This window comes from Mycobacterium sp. TH-M116 (assembly GCF_057473685.1).
On record NZ_JBYCLC010000331.1, the window covers coordinates 1 to 22395 of the forward strand.

General features: G+C 70.3%; 20 protein-coding genes. 6 read left to right on the forward strand and 14 right to left on the reverse strand.

Annotation, left to right across the window (positions count from 1 at the left end):
- Positions 1–70 precede the first annotated feature (70 nt).
- Positions 71–799 (forward strand): PadR family transcriptional regulator, encoded by a 729-nt coding sequence (locus AC2VOK_RS16920; protein WP_428901516.1) that lies wholly within the window; start codon positions 71–73, stop codon positions 797–799.
- Between the two features lie 31 nt (positions 800–830).
- On the opposite strand, the gene glpK is transcribed toward AC2VOK_RS16920, so the two are convergent.
- Positions 831–2297, reverse strand: coding sequence for a glycerol kinase GlpK (glpK, locus tag AC2VOK_RS16925; RefSeq protein ID WP_428901546.1), 1467 nt, complete (start codon positions 2295–2297; stop codon positions 831–833).
- A gap of 186 nt (positions 2298–2483) precedes the next feature.
- Between glpK and AC2VOK_RS16930 the strand changes: the two genes are divergently transcribed.
- The gene (locus tag AC2VOK_RS16930; protein WP_428901517.1) at positions 2484–3968 is read left to right on the forward strand and encodes a glutamate-cysteine ligase family protein; all 1485 of its coding nucleotides are present in this window, start codon (positions 2484–2486) and stop codon (positions 3966–3968) included.
- 172 nt (positions 3969–4140) lie between these two features.
- On the opposite strand, the gene egtE is transcribed toward AC2VOK_RS16930, so the two are convergent.
- The 12 genes from egtE to AC2VOK_RS16990 form a co-directional block, all read right to left on the reverse strand.
- Positions 4141–5292, reverse strand: a complete 1152-nt coding sequence (gene egtE, locus AC2VOK_RS16935) for an ergothioneine biosynthesis PLP-dependent enzyme EgtE (protein ID WP_428901518.1) — start codon at positions 5290–5292, stop codon at positions 4141–4143.
- Positions 5289–6254 (reverse strand): L-histidine N(alpha)-methyltransferase, encoded by a 966-nt coding sequence (gene egtD / locus AC2VOK_RS16940; RefSeq protein WP_428901519.1) that lies wholly within the window; start codon positions 6252–6254, stop codon positions 5289–5291. Before egtD ends, egtE begins: the two co-directional genes overlap by 4 nt.
- Positions 6254–6964, reverse strand: a complete 711-nt coding sequence (egtC, locus tag AC2VOK_RS16945) for an ergothioneine biosynthesis protein EgtC (protein WP_428901520.1) — start codon at positions 6962–6964, stop codon at positions 6254–6256. The genes egtD and egtC overlap by 1 nt, the downstream gene beginning before the upstream one ends.
- The gene (gene egtB / locus AC2VOK_RS16950) at positions 6964–8265 is read right to left on the reverse strand and encodes an ergothioneine biosynthesis protein EgtB (RefSeq protein ID WP_428901521.1); all 1302 of its coding nucleotides are present in this window, start codon (positions 8263–8265) and stop codon (positions 6964–6966) included. The genes egtC and egtB overlap by 1 nt, the downstream gene beginning before the upstream one ends.
- A complete protein-coding gene (gene egtA, locus AC2VOK_RS16955) occupies positions 8262–9551 on the reverse strand; it encodes an ergothioneine biosynthesis glutamate--cysteine ligase EgtA (protein WP_428901522.1) in 1290 nt (429 codons plus the stop codon). Before egtA ends, egtB begins: the two co-directional genes overlap by 4 nt.
- A 150-nt stretch (positions 9552–9701) precedes the next feature.
- The gene (locus AC2VOK_RS16960; protein ID WP_428901523.1) at positions 9702–10379 is read right to left on the reverse strand and encodes a sensor domain-containing protein; all 678 of its coding nucleotides are present in this window, start codon (positions 10377–10379) and stop codon (positions 9702–9704) included.
- Between the two features lie 24 nt (positions 10380–10403).
- Positions 10404–11852 (reverse strand): catalase, encoded by a 1449-nt coding sequence (locus AC2VOK_RS16965; protein WP_428901524.1) that lies wholly within the window; start codon positions 11850–11852, stop codon positions 10404–10406.
- A gap of 116 nt (positions 11853–11968) precedes the next feature.
- The gene (locus AC2VOK_RS16970; RefSeq protein ID WP_428901525.1) at positions 11969–12508 is read right to left on the reverse strand and encodes a hypothetical protein; all 540 of its coding nucleotides are present in this window, start codon (positions 12506–12508) and stop codon (positions 11969–11971) included.
- Between the two features lie 134 nt (positions 12509–12642).
- A complete protein-coding gene (locus AC2VOK_RS16975) occupies positions 12643–13044 on the reverse strand; it encodes a hypothetical protein (RefSeq protein ID WP_428901526.1) in 402 nt (133 codons plus the stop codon).
- Between the two features lie 122 nt (positions 13045–13166).
- The gene (locus AC2VOK_RS16980; RefSeq protein ID WP_428901527.1) at positions 13167–14303 is read right to left on the reverse strand and encodes a DUF4185 domain-containing protein; all 1137 of its coding nucleotides are present in this window, start codon (positions 14301–14303) and stop codon (positions 13167–13169) included.
- A gap of 8 nt (positions 14304–14311) precedes the next feature.
- Positions 14312–15358 carry an aspartate-semialdehyde dehydrogenase gene (locus AC2VOK_RS16985; RefSeq protein WP_428901528.1) on the reverse strand — a complete coding sequence of 349 codons (1047 nt, stop codon included), beginning with the start codon at positions 15356–15358 and terminating at the stop codon, positions 14312–14314.
- Entirely contained in the window at positions 15359–16624 is a 1266-nt protein-coding gene (locus tag AC2VOK_RS16990) for an aspartate kinase (RefSeq protein WP_421531467.1), read from the reverse strand.
- Between the two features lie 356 nt (positions 16625–16980).
- On the opposite strand from AC2VOK_RS16990, the gene leuA reads away from it, so the two are divergent.
- Together leuA and AC2VOK_RS17000 are read left to right on the forward strand one after the other, a co-directional pair.
- Positions 16981–18825: a 2-isopropylmalate synthase gene (gene leuA, locus AC2VOK_RS16995; protein ID WP_428901529.1), complete on the forward strand. Its 1845-nt coding sequence runs from the start codon at positions 16981–16983 to the stop codon at positions 18823–18825.
- A gap of 29 nt (positions 18826–18854) precedes the next feature.
- Positions 18855–19238 carry a hypothetical protein gene (locus AC2VOK_RS17000; protein ID WP_428901530.1) on the forward strand — a complete coding sequence of 128 codons (384 nt, stop codon included), beginning with the start codon at positions 18855–18857 and terminating at the stop codon, positions 19236–19238.
- A gap of 6 nt (positions 19239–19244) precedes the next feature.
- On the opposite strand, the gene AC2VOK_RS17005 is transcribed toward AC2VOK_RS17000, so the two are convergent.
- The gene (locus AC2VOK_RS17005; protein WP_428901547.1) at positions 19245–20237 is read right to left on the reverse strand and encodes a DEDDh family exonuclease; all 993 of its coding nucleotides are present in this window, start codon (positions 20235–20237) and stop codon (positions 19245–19247) included.
- Between the two features lie 93 nt (positions 20238–20330).
- Between AC2VOK_RS17005 and AC2VOK_RS17010 the strand changes: the two genes are divergently transcribed.
- Together AC2VOK_RS17010 and AC2VOK_RS17015 are read left to right on the forward strand one after the other, a co-directional pair.
- Positions 20331–21569: a MurT ligase domain-containing protein gene (locus tag AC2VOK_RS17010; protein ID WP_428901531.1), complete on the forward strand. Its 1239-nt coding sequence runs from the start codon at positions 20331–20333 to the stop codon at positions 21567–21569.
- Positions 21562–22269, forward strand: coding sequence for a type 1 glutamine amidotransferase (locus tag AC2VOK_RS17015; protein WP_428901532.1), 708 nt, complete (start codon positions 21562–21564; stop codon positions 22267–22269). Before AC2VOK_RS17010 ends, AC2VOK_RS17015 begins: the two co-directional genes overlap by 8 nt.
- Positions 22270–22395 lie beyond the last annotated feature (126 nt).

Sequence of the window (22395 nt, forward strand, 5' to 3'; positions counted from 1 at the left end):
TTCCGATATATCGTGATGCTTCGAAGGCGTCGACCAACGGCGCACCATCACACAGACGTAAGGACCACAAATGAGCAACCCATTCACTACCCCCGGCGCAGCATTCGGGGACCAACCCGGGTTCGGATTCGGCATGGCGCCCGGCCCCGTTGCACGGCGTGCCCTGCGCGGCGCAAGGCGCCACGCCCGGCACGAGTTCTTCGAGCACCTACGCGACCACGCCGGCGACCATGACGGCCCGATGGGCGTCGGCCCCGGATTCGGACCGGGCTTCGGCCCCGGATTCGGGCCCGGATTCGGGCCCGGGTTCGGCTTCGGACCGGGCGGGCGGCGCGGCGGCGGCCGCCGTGGCGGCCCCGGCCGGGGACGGCGCGGGGACGTCCGAGCGGCCATCCTGGTGTTGCTGGCCGAGCGGCCCATGCACGGCTACGAGATGATCCAGCAGATCGCCGAGCGCAGCAACGGGATATGGAAGCCCAGCCCCGGGTCGGTCTACCCGACCCTGCAGATGCTCGACGACGAGGGGCTGATCGCCGCGAGCGAAACCGCCGGCAGCAAGAAGCTTTTCGCACTGACCGACGAGGGCCGTGCGGCCGCCGGGAAGATCGAGACCCCGCCGTGGGACGAGATCGCCCAAGGCGCCGACCCGGGTCATCTGCAGCTGCGGGCGGCCGTGCGCCAGTTGTTCGGTGCGGTCGCGCAATCCGCGCACACCGCCACCGCCGAACAGCAGCAGCGCATCGTCGAGATCCTCAACAACACGCGCCGCGAGATCTACGGCATCCTCGGCGAGGACTGACCCGGCGCCGGCGGAGCCTGGACCGAGACGCTCACGACACGTCGACCCAGTCCAGGCTCCGCTGGACCGCCTTGAGCCAACCCGCATAGGCGGCGGCGCGCCGGTCGGCGTCCCAGGACGGCGTCCAGCGCCTGCCCTCCCGCCAGTTGGCCCGAAGGTCGGCGGGGTCCGCCCAGAAGCCGGCCGACAGACCGGCCGCATAGGCCGCACCCAGCGCGGTGGTCTCGGCGACCACCGGCCGCACCACGTCCACGCCCAGCACGTCGGCCTGGATCTGCATACACAGGTCGTTGGCGGTGATCCCGCCGTCGACCTTGAGAACTTCCAGGGGCACACCGGAATCGGCTTGCATGGCATCGGCCACGTCGCGGCTCTGGTAGCAGATCGCCTCCAGCGTCGCACGAGCCAGGTGCGCAGCGGTGTTGAACCGGGACAGACCCACGATCGCGCCGCGGGCATCGGAGCGCCAGTACGGGGCGAACAACCCGGAGAACGCCGGCACGAAATACACCCCACCGTTGTCGGGTACCTGGCGGGCCAGCAGTTCGCTTTGCGCCGCGCCGCCGATGATCCCCAACTGGTCGCGCAGCCACTGCACGGCCGAACCGGTGACCGCGATCGAACCCTCGAGGGCATAAACGGGTTTGGCGTCCCCGAACTGGTAGCAGACGGTGGTCAGCAGGCCGTTGCCGGAGCGCACGATCGTTTCACCCGTGTTGAGCAGCAGGAAATTGCCGGTCCCATAGGTGTTTTTAGCCTCGCCCGGCTTCAGGCAAACCTGGCCGACCATCGCCGCGTGCTGGTCGCCCAGCATTCCGGTGATCGAAACCTCGCCGCCGAGCGGCCCGAGCTCGGTCGTGAGCCCGTACGGCTGCCGCGGCGACGACGGCGCGATCGCCGGCAGCATCGCCCGCGGCACCGAGAACAACGACAGTAGCTCGTCATCCCAGTCCAGGGTCTCCAGATTCATCAGCATGGTCCGGCTGGCGTTGGTCACGTCGGTGACGTGCACCCCACCCCGCGTCCCGCCCGTCAGGTTCCACAACAACCAGGTGTCGACGGTGCCGAACAGGGCGTCGCCTTTCTCGGCCGCCTCGCGGACCCCGTCGACGTTCTCCAGGATCCACTGCAACTTCCCGCCGGAGAAGTACGTCGCCGGCGGCAGTCCCGCCTTGTGGCGGATCACCTCGCCGCGTCCGTCGCGGTCCAGCGCCGACGCGATGCGGTCGGTGCGAGTATCCTGCCATACGATCGCATTGTGACAGGGCCGACCGGTGTGCCTGTCCCACACCAGTGTCGTCTCACGTTGATTCGTGATACCCAGTGCGGCAATATCTTTCGACGACAGTCCGGCGGCGCGCAGGGCCGTCGTCAACACCGATGCGGTGCGTTCCCAGATTTCGATCGGGTTGTGTTCCACCCAGCCGGCGCGGGGCAGGATCTGCTCGTGTTCGATCTGATGGCAGGCCACGTCGACACCGTCGTGGTCGAAGATCATGCACCGGGTGCTGGTGGTGCCCTGGTCGATGGCGGCGATGAACTCGGGCAACGGCACTCCTGTCGCGTGAACGGTGACACTTCGGGCCCCTCCATGATGGTCCACCCGCCGGTCAACCGTGGCGCGAACATGCCGGTCAGCCGTTCGCCCTTGCGCCCGCGCCGGTAAGCCTGTTCCATCGGCGATGTGGGCGAAGAGGTCAAACGCACCACGTATAACCGCATCCACAGGCGGGAATACCGACGCAAGGTGCGGCTGTGCCTGGACGTTTTCGAGACGATGCTCGCGCGGTCGAACTTCGACTCGGAACGGCCGCTGACCGGCATGGAGATCGAGTGCAACCTCATCGACGCCGACTACCAGCCCGCCATGTCGAACCGCTCCGTGCTGGACGCCATCGCCGACCCTGCCTTCCAGAGCGAATTGGGCGCCTACAACATCGAATTCAACGTCCCGCCCCGGGCGCTGGCGGGACGCACCGCCTCGGACCTGGAGGCCGAGGTACGGGCCGGCCTCAACACCGCCGAGGACAAGGCAAACCGCGGCGGGGCGCACATCGTGATGATCGGGATCCTGCCCACCCTGATGCCCGAGCACCTGCGGGACAACTGGATGAGCGAGTCACGGCGCTACGCAGCACTCAACGACTCGATTTTCAACGCCCGGGGCGAGGACATCCAGATCGACATCTCCGGACCGGAGCCACTGAGCTGGAATGCCGGCTCCATCGCACCCGAATCCGCATGCACCAGCGTGCAATTGCATCTTCAACTGGCCCCCGAAGCGTTCGCGGCCAACTGGAACGCCGCCCAGGTGCTGGCCGGCCCGCAGCTGGCGCTGGCTGCCAACTCGCCCTATTTCTTCGGCCATCGGCTGTGGGCGGAAACCCGCATCGAGCTTTTCGCGCAGTCCACCGACACCCGCTCCGAGCAGCTCAAGACCCGAGGCGTACGGCCGCGGGTCTGGTTCGGCGAGCGCTGGATCACCTCGGTGCTGGACCTCTACCGGGAGAACATCCGCTACTTCCCCTCGCTGCTGCCCGAGGTGTCCGAGGAGGACCCCGCCGCCGAGCTGGCCGCCGGCCGCATCCCCCATCTGTCCGAACTGCGCCTGCACAACGGGACCGTGTACCGATGGAACCGCCCGGTCTACGACGTGTCGGAAACCGACGGCGCCGTTCACCCGCATCTGCGGCTGGAGAACCGGGTGTTGCCGGCCGGCCCGACCGTCATCGACATGCTGGCGAACGCGGCGTTCTACTACGGGGCACTGCGCAGCCTCTCGGAAGCCGAGCAGCCGCTGTGGGAAGACATGAGTTTCGCCGCGGCACAGGCGAACTTCCTGGAAACGGCGCGGCGCGGCATGGCCGCGCGGCTGCACTGGCCCGGCGTAGGCGAGGTGACAGCGTCGCGGCTGGTGCTGGACACGCTGCTGCCCCTGGCCCACGAGGGGCTGCGGCGCTGGGGTGTCGACGCCGGGGTGCGCGACCGCTTCCTCGGCGTCATCGAGGGCCGCGCCGCGACCGGCCGCAACGGCGCGACGTGGCAGGTCGCGACCGTGCGCGCCCTGCAGCAGAGCGGGATGACCAGAACCGCGGCCCTGGCCGGGATGCTGCGGCGCTACTGCGCGCACATGCACGCCAACGAGCCGGTGCACACCTGGGAAGACTAGTGCGGTGCTCGGTGCTGGACCGCCGAGCGTCACGCCAGCGTGGCGAGCGGTGCTGGACCGCCGAGCGTCACGCCAGCGTGGCGAGCGGTGCCCACCGCCACGCTGGCGTGACGGTGGGCTGCCCGAGGAGATCCGCCCGCCTACCTGCTCACCGCGCACAGGGCGGGCGCAACTACGCGGTGGCGGCCGTCGCCGCGATGAGCGCCTCGGCGAAGGTCTCCAGGTCCGTGGGGCTGGTGTCCACATGCGGCGAGATGCGCAGGCGCGGCCCCGAGAGCTCCAGCGGCGCCCGCTGCACGCCGACGCAGGTCGTCAGGATCCGCCGCCGGGTCAGCAGCCAGTCCCGCACCTCCTGCGGGTCGGCGCCGTCGAGCGGGGCCAGGGTGGTGATCGCCGACGGCTCGTCGACCGCTTCGACCACGACCCACCCCGGGACGTCGGCCAGCGCGGTCCGGCTGAGCCTGCCGAGTTCGGCCAGACGCGCGCGCACAGCCGGTGGCCCGAACCCGAGAAACTCGCCGACAGCAAGCGAAAATCCCACCTGCGCGGCGACGTTGGCCTCACCGAGCTCCAGCTGGCGTGCCACGCTCAGCGGGGGCGCCCACTCCGGTGGCCCCAGCCTGGGGCGCAAGCGCTCCAGCAGGTCGCGGCGCACCGCCAGGAAACCCACCCCGCGCGGCCCGGCGATCCACTTGCGTGACGTCGAATACGTGACGTCGGCTCCCACCGCGCAATCGATCTGGCCCAGCGCCTGAGCGGCATCCACGACCAGCGGCAGGCTCAGCTCCGCGCACAGCTGCGCGACCATCGACACCGGCTGCACCACACCGCTGTGGCTGCCCACCGCGGTCAGGTGCACCAGATCGGGCCGGCCTTCCTCCAGAGCGAACGCCGCGTCGTCGAGCGCCAGCCTGCCGTCCCCGAGCGTCGGCAACAGCCGGCGCTCGAACCCGTGGGCGGCCATCGCGGACAGGTTGGACCCGTATTCGCCGGGCAGGCACGCCACGGTGTTTCGGCCCGCCGGGCCCCTCGGCCAGCTGCCCAGCAGGAGATCCAGCGCGTGCAGTGCCCCGGTGGTGTAGACGACCTCGGCGTCGGGCATGCCGCTCAGGGCCGCGACGGCGACCCGCCCGGCGTCGAGCACCGGCGCGGCGGCCTCGGCCGCGACATAACCGCCGACCTCGGCCTCGTGCCGGGCGTGCCGGGCGGCGGCGTCGATCACCGCGAGGCTTTGGCGCGAGCAGGCCGCGCTGTCCAGGTGCAGCCCGGCCGCCGGCGGGCGGGCCGACCGCCACCGGTCGGCCAGCGAGTCGCCGTGCGTCACAGCATGGCCAGCGAGAGCCCGAAGTCGCCCGCGGTGTCCGTCCACCACCGGGTTCGGCTCAGCCCGGCCCGGGCCAGTTCGGCGCTCACGCCGTCGGGCCGGAACTTGCACGACACCTCGGTGAGCATCTCCTCTCCGGCGGCGAAGTCGACGGTCAACTCGATGGCGCCGATGCGCACCCGCTGGGCGCGATCGGCGCGCAGCCACATCTCGATGCGCTCCTCGCGCGCGTTCCAGCGGGCGACGTGCGCGAAGGCGTCGACGTCGAAGTCGGCGTCGAGTTCGCGGTTGACGACCGCGAGCACGTTGCGGTTGAACCGGGCCGTCACCCCCGCGGAGTCGTCGTAGGCGCGCACCAGCCGGCCCGTGTCCTTGACCAGGTCGGTGCCAAGCAGCAGGCTGTCCCCAGGCGCCATCACCGCGGCCAAGCTCGCCAGAAACTCCCGGCGCGGCCCGGGCGTGAGGTTGCCGATCGTGGACCCGAGGAACACGAACAGGCGCCGGCCGCCGTCGGGGATCTCGGACAGGTGCTCCTCGAAATCGCCGCACACTGCCCGGATCTCGACGCCCGGGTATTCGCGCTGGATGGCCTCCGCGGCGGTGGAAAGCATACTGGCGTCGACGTCGAACGGCACGAAGCTGCGCAGCGAGCCGCGCCCGTGCAGCGCGCTGAGCAGCGTCCGGGTCTTCTCCGAGGTCCCGCTGCCCAGTTCGACCAGGGTGTCCGCCTCGCTGACCGACGCGATCTCGGCCGCCCGGTCCCGCAGGATCTCAGCCTCGGCACGCGTGGGGTAGTACTCGGGCAGCCGGGTGATCTGGTCGAACAGCTCGCTGCCCAGCGGATCGTAGAACCACTTGGGCGGCAGGCTTTTCGGCGTTCGCCGCAGGCCGTCCGACACGTCGCGGCGCAACGCGTGGTACGCGGAGTCGGCGGCCAAATGGTTGGACAGCGACAGCGTCATCACGATCCTTTCGGGTTGTCCAGCGCGGTGAACGTCACCCGCTCGGAAGTGACTTCGACGAGGTGGTGGTCCGGCACGTCCTCCCACTCCCCGTCGTCGTCGTAGGGTTCGCTGGCCAGCACCACGCCGTCGTCGCGGCGCAGGATGGACAGCGTCTCGTTCCACGTCGTCGCCAGCAGCCGGAACCCGTCTGCGGCCAGCACATTGAGCCGGGCCGCCGGGTCGGAAGCCCCGATCTCGGCGATCGTTTCGCCCAGGGTGTCGAGCCCGCGCGCAAAGATGACGGCCGCCAACAACGCGCTGTCGCAGGCAGATTCGGCCGAAGGAGCCGGTGGCAGCACGGTGCGGTCGACGACGCCGTTGTGCGACAGCAGCCACCGCCCGTCGGTGAACGGCGCAGTCGAGCTGGCCTCGATGGGCATACCGACAGTCGCCGAGCGCACCGCGGCGACAACGCAGTGACTGCGCAGCGCCGGCGCGACCGAGGCGAACGAGACGTCACCCCACAGCGGCGCCGCGCTGCGCCAGCGCCGCGGCGCCGTCCCCTCTGCCGAGCCGTCGAAGAAGCCGACCCCCCACCCGTCGGCGTTCATCAGGCAGTGCTTTTGGCGGCGCGGGGCGTAGGACTGCACCCGCAGGCCGTGCGGCGGGTCGAGCACCAGCGAGGACACCGTGACACCGGCGCCCAGCCAGCCGAGGTGACGGCACATCAGGCGGACTCGTCGACGGACCAGGCCAGCCGGACGCCGGCGAAGATCTGGCGCCGGTAGGGGTGATCCCAGTTGCGGAAGCTGGGCCGCACGATCCCCGGCTCCACGGCCCACGACCCGCCGCGCAGCACGCGATAGTCACGAAAGAAGAACGGTTGCGAGTACCGCTGGTAGATCATCGGGACGAACCCCGGCCATCCCCGCAGCGGGGAGGAAGTCCACTCCCAGACGTCGCCGAGCAGCTGCTCGGCCCCGTACGCCGAGGCGCCGCCCGGATAGGCGCCGACGGGCGCCGGGCGCAGCGTCGTCCCGCCCAGGTTGGCCAGGTCGGGAGAGGGCTGCTGTTCACCCCACGGGTAGCGCCGGCGCGTCCCCGTCGACGGGTCCCACGCGCAGGCCTTCTCCCACTCCATCTCGCTGGGCAACCGGGCGCCGGCCCACGCCGCATAGGCCGCGGCCTCGAAGTAGGTGACGTGCTGGACGGGCTCGTCGGCCGGGATGTCCTCCACGCGGCCGAACCGGGTACGGGTCGCGCCGTCGGCGCTCCAGAACTGCGGCGCGGTCAGGCCCGCGCTCAGGCGATACTCCCAGCCGCGCGGCGACCACCACTGCGGCTCGCGGTAGCCGCCGTCGTCGAGGAAATGCCGCCATTCGCCGTTGGTGACGGGGACGGTGCCGATGCGGAATGCGGGCAGGTCGACGACGTGGCCGGGACGCTCGTTGTCCAGGGAGAACGGTTCGGCCGCGGCGTCGGTCCCCAGCACGAACGGGCCGGCGGGCACCAGCACCGACGTGCCGGCCAGACCGGGCCGTCCGGCCGGCACCGCCGCGGTGTCGGGCAGCAAGGGGGCGCCGACGCGCAGGTTCAGGGCCTGCAGCATGGTCTCGTCGTGCTGGTTCTCGTGGCTGACCACCATGCCGTAGACGAAGCCCCGCTCACCCAGGGGGCCCTCGTCGGGTAACACTTCCAGGGCGTCGAGCACCGCCGAGCGCACCGTGTGGCAATAGGAGCGGGACTGCGCCGGGGACAACAGCGGCAGGTCGGCGCGGCTGGCGCGGGAATGTGTGAACGCGTCGTAGAGGCCCTCGACGGCCGGCGGCAGCATCGACGGCCGGGTGGGGTCACCGCCCCGCAGCAGCCACAGCTCCTCCTGCTGCCCGATGTGCGCCAGGTCCCACACCAGCGGGCTCATCAGGGGGTCGTACTGCCGGCACAGCTCGTCGTCGTCGAGGTCGACGAGGAGCAACGTCCGCGCCCGTGCCCGCGCCAGATCGTCGGCGATCCGTTCCCGGAAAATCACGGTCCCCCCCGCGCCAGCCGCGCGACCGCGGGCACCGCGCCATGTTGGCTCACCTGCTCGCAGAAGTCGTCGGCGGGGCAACGGCCCTGCTCGACGGCGCGGGCCAACCGCTGCATCGGTTCGGCGAGTTCGGCCGGTGCCCGCTCGGCGGCCAGCCCCACGCAGGTGTTGGCCGCCGTGTAGAGCCGGCGATCACGCAGCCCGACCCGCGCCGCGGTGTCCCAGGCGGTGGCCACGGGTTCGACCGCGTCGGCGGCGGAGGCGGCCGTATCCGGGTCGTCGAGCAGTGCCACCAACGTGAACACCACGGCGGGCCAGAACGCGTCCGGCAGGCTGTCCAGGTAGCGGATCTCCAGCCAGCGGCGCGGGCGCACCGGCGGGAACAGCGTGGTCAGGTGATATTCCAGGTCGGCGATCGTCGGGCGGCGGTCGCCGAGCAGCACTCGGCCGTCCACCCAGTCGGTGAAGGGCACGTAGTGAGTGACGGCGACGGCCTCGGGGTCGTTCACCAGCATCACCGGCGCGTTGAGCGCGTAGTTCGCCCATTCGGGGCCGGGCTCCTCACAGCTGGCCCCCAGCACCGGCCCGCAACGCGCCGAATCCATCCGGCCCCAGACCCGCTGACGGGTGGACGACCAGCCGGACAGCTCACCGCCCAGCATCGGCGAGTTGCCCGCGATCGCGATCATGGTCGGCCCCAGCGCGTGTGCCAGCCGCACCCGCTGCGCCCACCCGGACCGCGGGCCGGCGTCCAGGTTGACCTGGACCGAGGCGGTCGACGTCATCATCGCCGCACCGACGTCCCGGAAGCCGTCGGCGGCGAAGAACTGCTCCATGGCGCGGTAGCGCGCCCCGGGATTGATGCGCTCGGGGGGCCGCAACGGGTCCGCCCCGAGATAGACCAGCCCGAGCCCGGCGTCGGCGAAGGCCGCCCGCAGCACGGCCTGGTCGCTGTGCATGGCGTTGATGGCCGGTACCGCACCGCCGGCGGGTGGTCCGGACAGCTCGACCGCGCCGCCGGGTTCGACGGTGACCGAGCTGGCGCCGGGCAGGGCCGGCAGGAACTCGAGCACCTCGAGGATCTCGTCCCAGCCCGGCCTTCGGTGCGGATCGGTCGGGTCGTGGCAGTGCGCCTCCACTTCGAGACCGACCCGCCCCAGCGAGCCGTCGGCCAGGCAGCTGTCGGCGATGTAGCGGGCGACGGCCGACGAATCGGCCATCTCGGCTTCGGCCGGGCAGGCCGACGCCGGCTGCGAGGCCACGCCGGTGGTGCCGGCGAACGTCATATCCCGATCCCTCCGGGCCCCTGCGGACCGCTCGCTCGCGTCAGCTATCGGACGACAACCACGACCATTTCATCTTCCGGACCGTGCAGACATATTCCCGCTTTCGCTCCTTTTCACCGCCCGGCCTACCGTGTTACCACCTTTTCGCATTCATTGCCCCAGCGCGTTCTGCATCGCCCCGGCGAGCACGTTGACCGCGGGCCCCGCGTTGCCGGATTGGCAGACCTTGGCCTGCAGCACCACGTTCTGGAGCAGCCGGGTCTGGTCGAAACATCGGCGATCGGTGTCGGCCTCCTGCTTCGTCCAGTCCGCGTCGGTGGCGGTCGGCGGCCCACCGGCGAAGGACCAGACCTGGGTGGACCCGTCGTCGAGGTGCATCGCCGTGGTCTGTCCCGAGCACCCCGTGGTCCGGTCCACCAGCCGGCGGAAAGCCCTGGTCGCCGCGCTGTCGGTGGCGAACACCCCGACCGCCTGCTTGGCGTAGTGGGTTTGGTCGGTGGCCGACGTCTGGGTGATGGCCCCGTTGAACGACGCCAGGTCCGGGTCGTCGTAGACCTCGGGAAGTCCGATGTCGGCCCAGTTGTTGCAGGCGGGCAGATCCACCCAGAAGGCCTGGAAAGGCTCGGCGAAGACCGACTCCCAGCCCATCGGCGCGCCGATGACATTGCCGACCGACCCCTTGCCCAGCACCGCATAGGACACCACCCCCGGCTCGGAGGGCACGGCGACCGCGACGGAGCCGCCGATCACCTGGCCGACGACCCCGACGACCCCGACAGCGCCGAGCGCCCCGACGGTCCGGACCACCGCGGCAACCAGCATGGTCATGCAGCCGATCATGCCAGGCGAAACTCAGCCCAGCTTGGCCCGAACCCCTTCCTCGACCTTCTTACCGAGGTCGGGGTCGACGTTGCGCCAGTACTCGAACACCCGGGACAGCACCGGCTCTGTGACGCCCTTACAGACGTGGCCGATGATGTTGTGCACCATGCGCTCCCGCGCCTCGTCATCCAGCACATCGCGGACCAGGGCGCCGGCCTGGGCCCAGTCGTCGTCCTCGGCGTGCAGGGTGTAGGCGGAGCGGACCATGTCCCCGTCGGCGTGCCAGCGCACCTCGGCGGCGCGCGCCGGGTCCGCCTGCGGCCCGCCGTAGGAGTTCGGCGCGTAGACCGGGTCGGAGGCGTTGTGCACCCGCATGGCGCCGTCCTTGGAGTAGCTGTTCACCTCCACCCTGGGGGTGTTGACCGGGATCTGCCGGTAGTTGGTCCCCAGCCGGGCGCGGTGCGCGTCGGAGTAGGAGAAGCCGCGGGCCTGCAGCATCTTGTCCGGGCTCAATCCGGTGCCGGGCACGGTGTTGTTCGGCTCGAAGGCGGCCTGCTCGATCTCGGTGTGGTAGTCGGTGACGTTGCGGTCCAGCGTCATCGTGCCGACGTCGATCAGCGGGTAGTCGCTGTGCGGCCACACCTTGGTCAGGTCGAACGGGTTGAACCGGTAGTTGCGGGCCTCCTCGTAGGGCATGACCTGCATCTTCAACGTCCAGCTCGGATGCTCGCCGCGCTCGATGGCCTCGTAGAGGTCACGCGTGTGGTAGTCGCCGTCCTCGCCGGCCAGCCGGTCGGCGTCCTGCTGAGTCAGGAATTCGATGCCCTGATCGGTGATGAAGTGGTACTTCACCCAGAAGATCTCGCCGGCCGCATTGATCCAGCTGTAGGTGTGGCTGCTGTAGCCGTTCATGTTGCGCCACGTCTTCGGGATCCCCCGGTCTCCCATCAGCCAGGTCACCTGGTGCGCAGACTCCGGAGACAGGCTCCAGAAGTCCCACTGCATGTTGTGGTCCCGCAGGTTGGTGGCCTGCATGCGTTTCTGGGACCGGATGAAGTGCTGGAACTTCAGCGGGTCGCGCATGAAGAAGACCGGCGTGTTGTTGCCGACCATGTCGAAGTTGCCCTCGCTGGTGTAGAACCTCAGCGAGAAACCCCGCGGATCCCGCCAGGTGTCCGGGCTGCCCCGCTCGCCGGCGACGGTGGAGAACCGGGCCAGCATCTCGGTCTCGGTGCCCGGCTGGAACACCGCCGCCCGCGTGTACCGGCTGACGTCGTTGGTCACCATGAAATGACCGAAGGCACCACCGCCCTTGGCGTGCGGCTGGCGTTCCGGGATTCGCTCCCGGTTGAACATCGCCATCTGCTCGATCAGGTAGTGGTCCTGCAGCAGGATCGGGCCGTCGGGCCCGATGGTCAGCGACTGGTCGTCGCTGGGTGCGGCAATTCCGGCATCCGTGGTGGTGTGACGCTCCGTCATCTCACCCTCTCCTCTTCGGCCGTTCGGTGTCAGCCGTTCACACAGGGCTTTCGGAACGAACGGCTACCCGAACGGCACGGATCCCAATCGGCGTCCCGACCGGTACCGCAGGCCCGTTACGCGCGGGGCCCCGGGGGGCTGGGTGACGGGCCGGGCTCGTTGGTGCTCGACGACGGGCCGGGGCCGCCGCCCGGGCCGAACTGACCGCCGCCGGGCCCACCCATGCCGCCCTGGCCCCCCGGGCCACGGGGAGGCATGGGGACGAGCATGCCCGGGCCGCCGGGGCCGCCGAACTGCCACGGGCCGAAGCCGCCGGGGCCGAACCCCCCAGGCCCCGCACCGGGACCGAACGGGCCCATACCGGGCCCCGGGCCGGGGCCATCGGGGCCATCCGGGCCGCCGGGGCCGCCGGGGCCGCCGGGGCCGAACATCATGCCCGGGTGATGGCCGTGGTGGCAGTGGTGGTAGCCGAACACCATGGCGCCGGAGAAGAAGATGGTCGCCACGATGAACACGATTCCCGCGACGATCACCACCCACGCCGCCGCCAGGTAGAGCCTCGGCGGCTTGGGCCGCTGCGCTGGCGCAGGCGGTGGCGGTGGCGGGGTCGGGGGAACGGACGTCGGCTGCGCTGTCGGTTCGGGTGTCTCGGTCATGACGTGAATACTGCCCCCGTGGCTGCCGCCTTAACAGGCCCCGGGGGACAAAATTGCTGTGAATCGAGATCCGGCTGTGATCGCCAGGTGGCCCGGCCGCTCGGGTGAGCGCCGGGCCACTGCTGAATCGAGACTTACGGCGATGGCGTCAGCGACGGCGAGACCGACGGCGGGACCTCTGCGGGGCCAGTACCGGGGCCATGGCCGGATCCATTACCGGGTCCGTGGCCGGGCCGTATCATCTCGGGCCCGCCACCGCCCGGGAACGCCGCCGGGCCACCGCCCGGGCCGCGCGGATGCATCATCATGGAGTGGTGTTTGTGGTGGCCGTGATGATGCCAGCCGCAGTGGCCTCCGGCGTGGCGGCCCAGCATGAAGCCGGTGAAGAAGATGACCGCCACGACGAACACGGTGCCGGCGACGATGGCGACCCACGCCGCGACCTGGAAGACCCTCGGGGTCTTGTGGGGCGCCTCGGCCGTGGGAACTGTTGCCGTGGAAGCACGCGCTGTCGGGGTTTCAGGTGTTTCACTCATGAGACACATGATGCCCGCGTCAACACTGGTCGCGGCTATGCACTACTTAGGTAAACGCTGTGAGGCGACGGCTCACCCCATGCCGCCGCCGAGATCATGCGGCTCGCGATGGTGGCGTTCGGTCAGGGCTTGAACGGGTTGACCGCGAATTGGATCACCCGATACGGCGCGCGGGCCCGAGGCTCGGCGTTGTTCCACTGGCTGACAAAGATCCGCAACTCGTCCAGCGTCGACCCGGGCGAGATGTATCCGCCGTACGGCTGCGCGAGCCGGTTGTCAAAAGGAGACGGCAGGCTTTCCGCCGGTTCGGGCCACTGCTCCTCGTGCCGCACCACCGTCGTCACCGGCGCGGCGCCCAGCGACGTCGGGTCGTCGGCGACGCGCACCTCCATGTTCAGGGTGCTGGCGTTGAAATACGACAGCACGGTCTTGCCGTCGACCTGGCGGATGTCCATCTCGCCGACCTGGTCGGGCCACAGGGGTGTCGGCGCCTGCCCCCAGCCACCGCCCGGTCCGGCCGCCCAGCCCTGCCACGTCGAGCGGTCGCTGAATCTCTGCGGGGTGGCCCGATACAGCCGCACCGGATCCCGGCGGGTGAAGTTGTCGGCCACGATGTACACCCAGCCGCCGGGCGACTCGGGGGTGGGGATCGGGTCGTAGTACCCGCTGATCTGGGTCTGCGAGCCGCCCTGGTAGGAGGCGGCCCGCCGGGATCCCGGCACCGTTCGCCAGCCGGGGCGCGACGGCTCGGCCGCCACCAGCCGCGAACTGACCGGTTCCAGGGCCTTGGCGGTGGTCACCATCAGGTAGTTGTGCCGGTGGATCTGCACCACCCCGGCGGGCAGCTGCGAATCCCCCGGCGGCGTGGGGTCGGCCAGCAGCGGCCTGTTGACGCCGGTGACGCCGGTGTAGCGCACCCCGGCCGGGTCGTCGACGGACGCGGTGTCCACCCGCAGCGCCACCGGCGAGTACCAGCCGCCGAACCCGACGCCCTGCCCGGCGAAACTGTCGCCGCACACCTGGAGCAGCTCGGTGGGGAACTCGACGAACTCGCACAGGTCGGTGGCACCGATGCCGTAGTCCCCCGTCGGGGTGCCGGTGCCGGCCGTCGGGCCGATCCGCACCACCTGACCCGGTGCCAGCGGCCACAGGATCGGCTGCGGCACCGGTGCGGGCGGGTCAGCGCGCGCAGCCCAAAAGCATTGCGGGACAAGCAAAGATAAAACGAGAAGCGACCGCGCGACCTGAGCGGAGCTCACCGGCTGGACTATAGTTCGGCGGCCAGCAGCTCGGCGATCTGGATCGTGTTCAGCGCCGCCCCCTTGCGCAGGTTGTCGCCGGAAACGAACAGCGCCAGGCCGCGCCCGTCGGGCACCCCCGGATCGCACCGGATCCGGCCGACCAGCGACTCGTCGACGCCCGCGGCAGCCAGCGGGGTCGGCACGTCGACCACCGTGACGCCCGGTGCGCCGCTCAGCAGCTGCCGCGCCCGCTCCGGCGACAGCGGCCGGGCGAACTCGGCGTTGATCGACAGCGAGTGCCCGGTGAACACGGGGACCCGCACGCAGGTGCCGCTGACGGCCAGGCCGGGGATGCCCAGGATCTTGCGGCTCTCGTGACGCAGCTTCTGGTCCTCGTCGGTCTCCCCCGACCCGTCGTCGACCAGCGATCCGGCCAGCGGTATCACGTTGAACGCGATCGGCGCAACGTAGGTTTTCGGCGCCGGGAACCTCACCGCGCCGCCGTCGTGCACCAGCTTCTCGGCGTCGCCGATCCCCGCCCGCACCTGGGTGGCCAGCTCCTCCACACCGGCCAGCCCGCTGCCGGACACGGCCTGGTAGCTCGACACCACCAGCCGGGTCAGCCCGGCCTCGTCGTGCAGCACCTTGAGCACCGGCATCGCGGCCATGGTGGTGCAGTTCGGGTTGGCGATGATGCCCTTCTTGAGCGACCGGGCGCCGGCAGCCACATCGCGCGCGAAGTTCACCTCGGACACCACCAGCGGCACGTCGGGGTCCTTGCGCCAGGCCGAGGAGTTGTCGATCACGGTCACCCCGGCCGCGGCGAACCGCGGCGCCTGCACCTTCGACATCGCCGAACCCGCGGAGAACAACGCGATGTCCAGGCCACTCGGGTCGGCCGTCTCGGCGTCTTCGACCTCGATTTCCTGGCCGCGGAACTCCAGCTTGCGGCCCTGCGAGCGGGCCGAGGCGAAAAATCTCACCGTGCTCGCCGGAAAGTCGCGCTCGGCGAGCAGCGTGCGCATCACCTGGCCCACCTGGCCGGTGGCGCCGACTACTCCGATGGCAACCATCTACCGACCCGTCCCCGCATACACCGTCGCGCTCTCCTGGCCGCCGAGCCCGAAGGCCTCGTGCAACGCCACCACGGCCTTGTCCAGCTCGGTGTCGCGGCACAGCACCGAGATGCGGATTTCGGAGGTGGAGATCAGCTCGATGTTGACGCCCACCTCGGCCAGCGCCTCACAGAAAGTGGCCGTGACGCCGGGGTGGCTGCGCATTCCCGCGCCGACCAGCGACACCTTGCCGATGTGGTCGTCGTAGAGCAGCTGGGTGAACCCGATCTCCCCCTTGAGCGCCTCCAGTTTGGCGACCGCGGTGGGTCCGCTCTCGCGGGAGCAGGTGAAGGTGATGTCGGTCTTGCCGTCCTCGACCTTGGAGATGTTCTGCAGCACCATGTCGATGTTGACCTCGGCATCGGCGACGGCGCGGAACACCTTCGCGGCGTAGCCCGGGATGTCGGGGATGCCGACGACGGTCACCTTGGCCTCACTGCGGTCGTGTGCGACTCCGGTCAGGATGGGGTCTTCCATGGGTGTGTCCTTGATCGATCCGACGACGACGGTGCCCGGCTTGTCCGAGTACGACGATCTGACGTGCACCGGGAGGTTGTAGCGGCGGGCGTACTCCACGCAGCGCAGCATCAGCACCTTGGCGCCGCAGGCCGCCATCTCCAGCATTTCTTCGAAGGTCACCGCGTCGAGCTTGCGGGCATTGTGCACGATCCTGGGGTCCGCGCTGAAGATGCCGTCCACGTCGGTGTAGATCTCGCAGACGTCGGCGTGCAGCGCCGCGGCCAGGGCGACCGCCGTGGTGTCCGACCCTCCGCGGCCCAGGGTGGTGACGTCCCGGGTGTCCTGGCTGACGCCCTGGAACCCGGCGACGAGCACGATGCGGCCCTCGTCGAGCGCGGACTGCACGCGGCTGGGCGTGACGTCGATGATCTTCGCGTTGCCGTGGGTGCTGGTGGTGATGACACCGGCCTGCGATCCGGTGAACGAGCGGGCGTTGGCGCCGAGCGATTCGATCGCCATCGCCACCAGCGCGTTGGAGATGCGCTCGCCGGCCGTCAGCAGCATGTCGAGCTCGCGGGGCGGCGGGACCGGACACACCTGCTGGGCCAAGTCCAACAGGTCGTCGGTGGTGTCGCCCATCGCCGAGACCACCACGACCACGTCGTTGCCCTGCTTCTTGGTTTCGACGATGCGTTCTGCGACCCGCCGTATCCGGTCGGCGTCGCCCACCGACGATCCACCGTATTTCTGCACGACGAGTGCCACTGAATCTTTATCTTTCCTGTCTCGGGATTGGAGGTGGGGCTACTCCGATCAAACCCACAACAGGATACGTGGCGGCGCATCTCGATTTTCCTGGTGATAGGCGCGACGCGGGCAGTCGCGGCAGTCGGGCAGTCTCGGCAGTCTCGGCAGTCTCGGCAGTCTCGAGCGTCACGCTGGAGTGTCATCCGAGCCCGAGAGCTACCCCAGCGTGACTCTCGGCGGCGGGTCGCGCGGTTTTGGCCTCTTTTTGTTCGAGGCGCCGAGCGCGGTAGAGTAGCGCACGTGCAGCGGATGCTCCTCCTCGGACGCCGCGACGGGGTCTGATCCAGACCGGCTTCCCGTCGCGGGCGCTCGCGATGCGCCGGTCTGAGCTTCCTTCTGACACCCCCGGAGCAACTACCGTGACTACCAATTCCGACGCGTATACCTCGTCCCGCGCCATCATCACGCCCGCGGGCCCGCCCGCCCCTGGCCAGGCCCGGTGGAATGCACAACGCGGCTCGTCGATGCCGATCCACCGGTACCGGCCGTTCGCCGAGGAGGTCGAGCCCGTCCGCCTGGCCGACCGCACCTGGCCCGATCGCGTCATCGAGCGCGCCCCGCTGTGGTGCGCGGTGGACCTGCGCGACGGCAACCAGGCGCTGATCGACCCGATGAGCCCCGCCCGCAAGCGCCGCATGTTCGACCTGCTGGTGGGCATGGGCTACAAGGAGATCGAGGTCGGCTTCCCCTCGGCCAGCCAGACCGATTTCGACTTCGTCCGCGAGATCATCACCGAGGGCGCCATCCCCGACGACGTCACCATCCAGGTGCTCACCCAGTGCCGGCCGGAGCTGATCGAGCGTACGTTCGTCGCCTGCGAGGGTGCGCGTCAGGCGATCGTGCACTTCTACAACTCGACGTCGGTCCTGCAGCGCCGCGTGGTCTTCCGCGCCGACCGGGCCGCGGTGCAGGCCATCGCGACCGACGGCGCACGCAAGTGCGTCGCGGAGGCCGCCAAGTACCCCGGCACCCGGTGGCGCTTCGAGTACTCCCCGGAGTCCTACACCGGCACCGAGCTGGAGTACGCCAGGGATGTCTGCGACGCCGTCGGCGAGATCATCGCGCCGACCCCGGACAACCCGATCATCGTCAACCTTCCCGCCACCGTGGAGATGGCGACCCCCAACGTCTACGCCGACTCGATCGAGTGGATGAGCCGCAACCTGGCCAACCGCGACTCGGTCATCCTGAGCCTGCACCCGCACAACGACCGCGGCACCGGGGTCGCCGCGGCCGAGCTGGGGTATCAGGCCGGCGCCGACCGGATCGAGGGCTGCCTGTTCGGCAATGGCGAGCGCACCGGCAACGTGTGCCTGGTGACGCTGGGGCTCAACCTGTTCTCCCGCGGCGTGGACCCCCAGATCGACTTCTCCAACATCGACGAGGTGCGCCGCACCGTGGAGTACTGCAACCAACTGCCGGTGCCCGAGCGTCACCCCTACGGCGGCGACCTGGTCTACACCGCGTTCTCCGGCAGCCACCAGGACGCCATCAACAAGGGCCTCGACCAGATGAAGATCGACGCGGACGCGGCGGACTCCGACGTCGAGGACATCCTCTGGCAGGTCCCCTACCTGCCGATCGACCCCAAGGACGTCGGGCGCACCTACGAGGCGGTGATCCGGGTCAACTCGCAGTCCGGCAAGGGTGGGGTGGCCTACATCATGAAAGCCGACCATGGCCTGGCTCTGCCGCGGCGGCTGCAGATCGAGTTCTCGCAGGTCATCCAGGAGATCACCGATGGCGAGGGCGGCGAGGTCTCGCCGAAGGCGATGTGGGAGGCGTTCTCCGAGGAATACCTCGCACCGGTGCGGCCCCTGGAGCGGATCCGGCAGCGGGTGGAGGCGTCCGAGGACGACAGCGGGACGACCAGCATCACCGCGACCGTCAAGGTCGACGGGGTGGAGACCGAGATCACCGGCACCGGCAACGGCCCGCTGGCGGCCTTCGTCGACGCGCTGGGGGGCGTCGGGTTCCAGGTGGCCGTGCTCGACTACTCCGAGCACGCGATGAGCGCAGGCGGTGACGCGCAGGCCGCGGCCTACGTCGAAGCTTCCATCGCCGGCAAGACGGTGTGGGGGGTGGGGATCGCGTCGTCGATCACCATCGCGTCGCTGCGCGCGGTCGTGTCGGCGGTCAACCGCGCCTCCCGCAACTAGAGGCGCCGACAACGTAAGGAGCAATCACCGTGTGGCACACCTCGTGGGGTTTCATGTGGTCAGCCATCGTCGCCTTCGCGTTCATCGCCTACCTGCTGATCCTGTTCAGCATCATCGCCGACCTGTTCTGGCGGGACCACAGCACCACCGGCTGGATCAAGGCCGTGTGGGTGTTCTGTCTGGTGCTGTTCCCCTATCTGGCCGCGCTGGTGTACCTGATCGTGCGCGGCGAGGACATGACGATGCGGGCGCGGGAGGCCGCGACGCTGGTCAAGCGGGGCAGCCACGCCTATTTCCGCGAGGTCACCGGCCGATCGCCGGCCCAGGAGATCGCCCACGGCAAGGAACTGCTCGACGACGGCACGATCACCCCGGACGAGTTCGACACCTTGAAAGGCAAGGCGCTGGACTGAAGGCCGTCAGAACAGGGCAAGCTGCGCGTCCAGCGCGGAGGCGTCGGTGAACTGCTCCATGATCGTGCCGCCGACGACGGCACCGACGCAGTCCATGAAGTGGGCATCGGTCACCATCGGCACCCCCAGTTGCCGGGCCAGGTAGCCTTTGCCCTGCTCGGGAGACGTGACGTTGCAGACGACCAGGGAAGTTTCCCGGTCCACAGTGTCGCTGTAGGCCAGCCCGGCGTGCAGGATCCTCTCGACGAGCTCCTCGTGGGTGCGCCCGACCTCGGCGGCCAGCGCCACCCGCATGCCCTGCACCAGCGGCCTGCCCCGCACGAACTGCCCCGGGTTGAGGTAGGGGCACGACATCCGCGAGGCGAGCACCTTGAGCGGCCTCAGCTCGTCGTGGGTGACGCGGCCGTTGGGCCACCGCCGCCGGGTGACCGGACGCACCGGCAGCCACACGTCGCGTTCGCGGGCCCGCCGCAGTGCCGACGCCAGCACGCCGGTCAGCACCATGGCGTCGTCGAACGCGTCGTGCGGGCGCTGTTGGTTCACTCCCCAGTGCGCGGCCAGCGTCTCCAGTCGCAGGTTGCCGATCCCGAGGTCCAGCCGGCGGGCCAGCTCCAGGGTGCACATGACGGTCTCGACGGGAAGTGCGGTTCCGGCGAGCTCGGCCTCGGCGGCCAGGAACGCGTAGTCGAACGCGACGTTGTGCGCCACCAGCGTGCGGCCGCGCAGCACCTGGAACAGGCCAGCGGCGATGTCGGCGAACTGCGGCTGATCCTCGAGCATCGCGGCCGTCAGGCCGTGCACGTGGGTGGGGCCCGGGTCCACCCCCGGGTTGAGCAGGCTCACCACCGACTGCTCCACCCGCCCGTCGGCGTCGAGGCCGAGCGCGGCGAGGCTGATGATGCGCGCCTGGCCCGGACGAAACCCCGAGGTCTCGACGTCGACCACCGCCCAGCCACTGTCGGGCTCGTTGGCCGGCCGCCCCCAACCCACCCGGTTCATGCACGCCAGGATGGCACGTCGCGCCGACATCGTCCGGTCGCTCACCGCCGTGTCGCCGTGAAACCGCTTTTTCACCGCCCTTAAACTCCCGAGGTGATCACCACCCGCGCTCGCCTGGCCCTGGCCGCGGGAGCCGGCGCACGCTGGGCGTCGCGGGTGACCGGCCGCGGGGCGGGGGCGATGATCGGCGGCCTGGTCGCGATGACGCTGGACCGTTCGGTGCTGCGCCAGCTGGGCGCGGGCCGGCGCACGGTCGTCGTCACCGGGACGAACGGCAAGTCGACCACGACGCGGATGACAGCGGCGGCGCTGGGCACCGTCGGACCGGTGGCGACCAACGCCGAGGGCGCCAACATGGACGCCGGCCTGGTGGCCGCGCTGGCCGCCGACCGCGACGCCGAACTGGCCGTGCTGGAAGTCGACGAGATGCACGTCCCGCACGTCCTGGATGCGGTGGGGGCCGCCGTCGTCATTCTCCTCAACCTGTCGCGCGACCAGTTGGACCGCGTCGGCGAGATCAACGTCATCGAACGTGCGCTGCGGGCCGGCCTGGCCCGCCACCCCGCGACGGTGGTCGTCGCCAACTGCGACGACGTACTGATGACTTCGGCCGCCTACGACAGCCCGAACGTGGTGTGGGTGGCCGCCGGCGGTGCATGGGCGAACGACTCGGTCAGCTGCCCGCGCAGCGGCGAGGTGATCGTCCGCGAGAAGGGCCACTGGTATTCCACCGGCGCCGACTTCACGCGGCCCAGCCCGCAGTGGTGGTTCGACCCGGAAGAGGGCGGCACCCTCCACGGGCCGGACGGCCTGGCACTGCCGATGCGGCTGGCGCTGCCGGGCGCGGTGAACCGCGGCAACGCCGCCCAGGCCGTGGCCGCCGCCGTCACGCTGGGCGCCGATCCCGCGCGGGCGCTGGCGGCGGTGTCGGGCGTCGACGAGGTCGCCGGGCGTTACCGGACCGTGCGTGTCGGCCGCCACGAGGCGCGGCTGCTGCTGGCCAAGAACCCGGCCGGCTGGTCGGAGGCGCTGTCGATGGTGGACAAGCACGCGGCCGGGGTCGTCATCGCGGTCAACGGGCAGGTGCCCGACGGGGAAGACCTGTCGTGGCTGTGGGACGTCCGGTTCGAGCACTTCGAGGACACCACGGTGGTGGCCGCCGGTGAACGCGGCACCGACCTCGCGGTGCGCCTCGGGTACGCCGGCGTCGAGCACACGCTGGTGCACGACACGATGGCCGCCATCGCGTCGTGCCCACCCGGGCGCGTCGAGGTCGTCGCCAACTACACCGCGTTCTTGCAGCTGCAGCGGGCATTGGCGCGCCGTGGCTGATTCGAGTGTGCGGATCGGGCTGGTGCTGCCCGACGTCATGGGCACCTACGGCGACGGCGGCAACGCGGTGGTGCTGCGGCAACGCCTGGTGTTGCGGGGCATCACCGCCGAGATCGTCGAGGTCACGCTGGCCGATCCGGTGCCGGAGTCGCTGGACCTGTACACCCTCGGCGGCGCGGAAGACTACGCACAGCGGCTGGCCACCCGGCATCTGCTGCGCCACCCGGGGCTGCAGCGCGCCGCGGAACGGGGCGCGCCGGTGCTGGCGATCTGCGCGGCCGTGCAGGTGCTCGGGCGGTGGTACGAGACGTCGGCCGGTGAGCGGGTCGACGGGGTGGGCCTGCTGGATGCGACCACCTCGCCCCAGTCGGCGCGCACCATCGGTGAGCTGGTGAGCACGCCGCTGCCGGGCGGGTTGACGCAGCCGTTGACCGGCTTCGAGAACCACCGGGGCGGCACCGTGCTGGGTCCCGCGGCGTCGCCGCTGGGCGCGGTGGTCAGGGGCGCCGGCAACCGCCGCGGCGACGGCGTCGACGGCGCGGTGCAGGGCAGTGTCGTCGCGACCTACATGCACGGGCCCTGCCTGGCCCGCAACCCGGAGCTGGCCGACCTGCTGCTGAGCCGGGTGGTGGGCGAGCTGGCACCGCTGGAGCTTCCCGAGGTGGAGTTGCTGCGCCGCGAACGACTGGCGTCGCGCTAGGGTCGCCAGCCTCTGGCGATCAGGGCGTCGCGCACCCGCTTCACGATATCGTCGGCCCGGTCCTCGGCGATCACACCCCTGCGTTGAGACCACAACCACGCCGCCGCCATGGCTCGCGATGCTCAC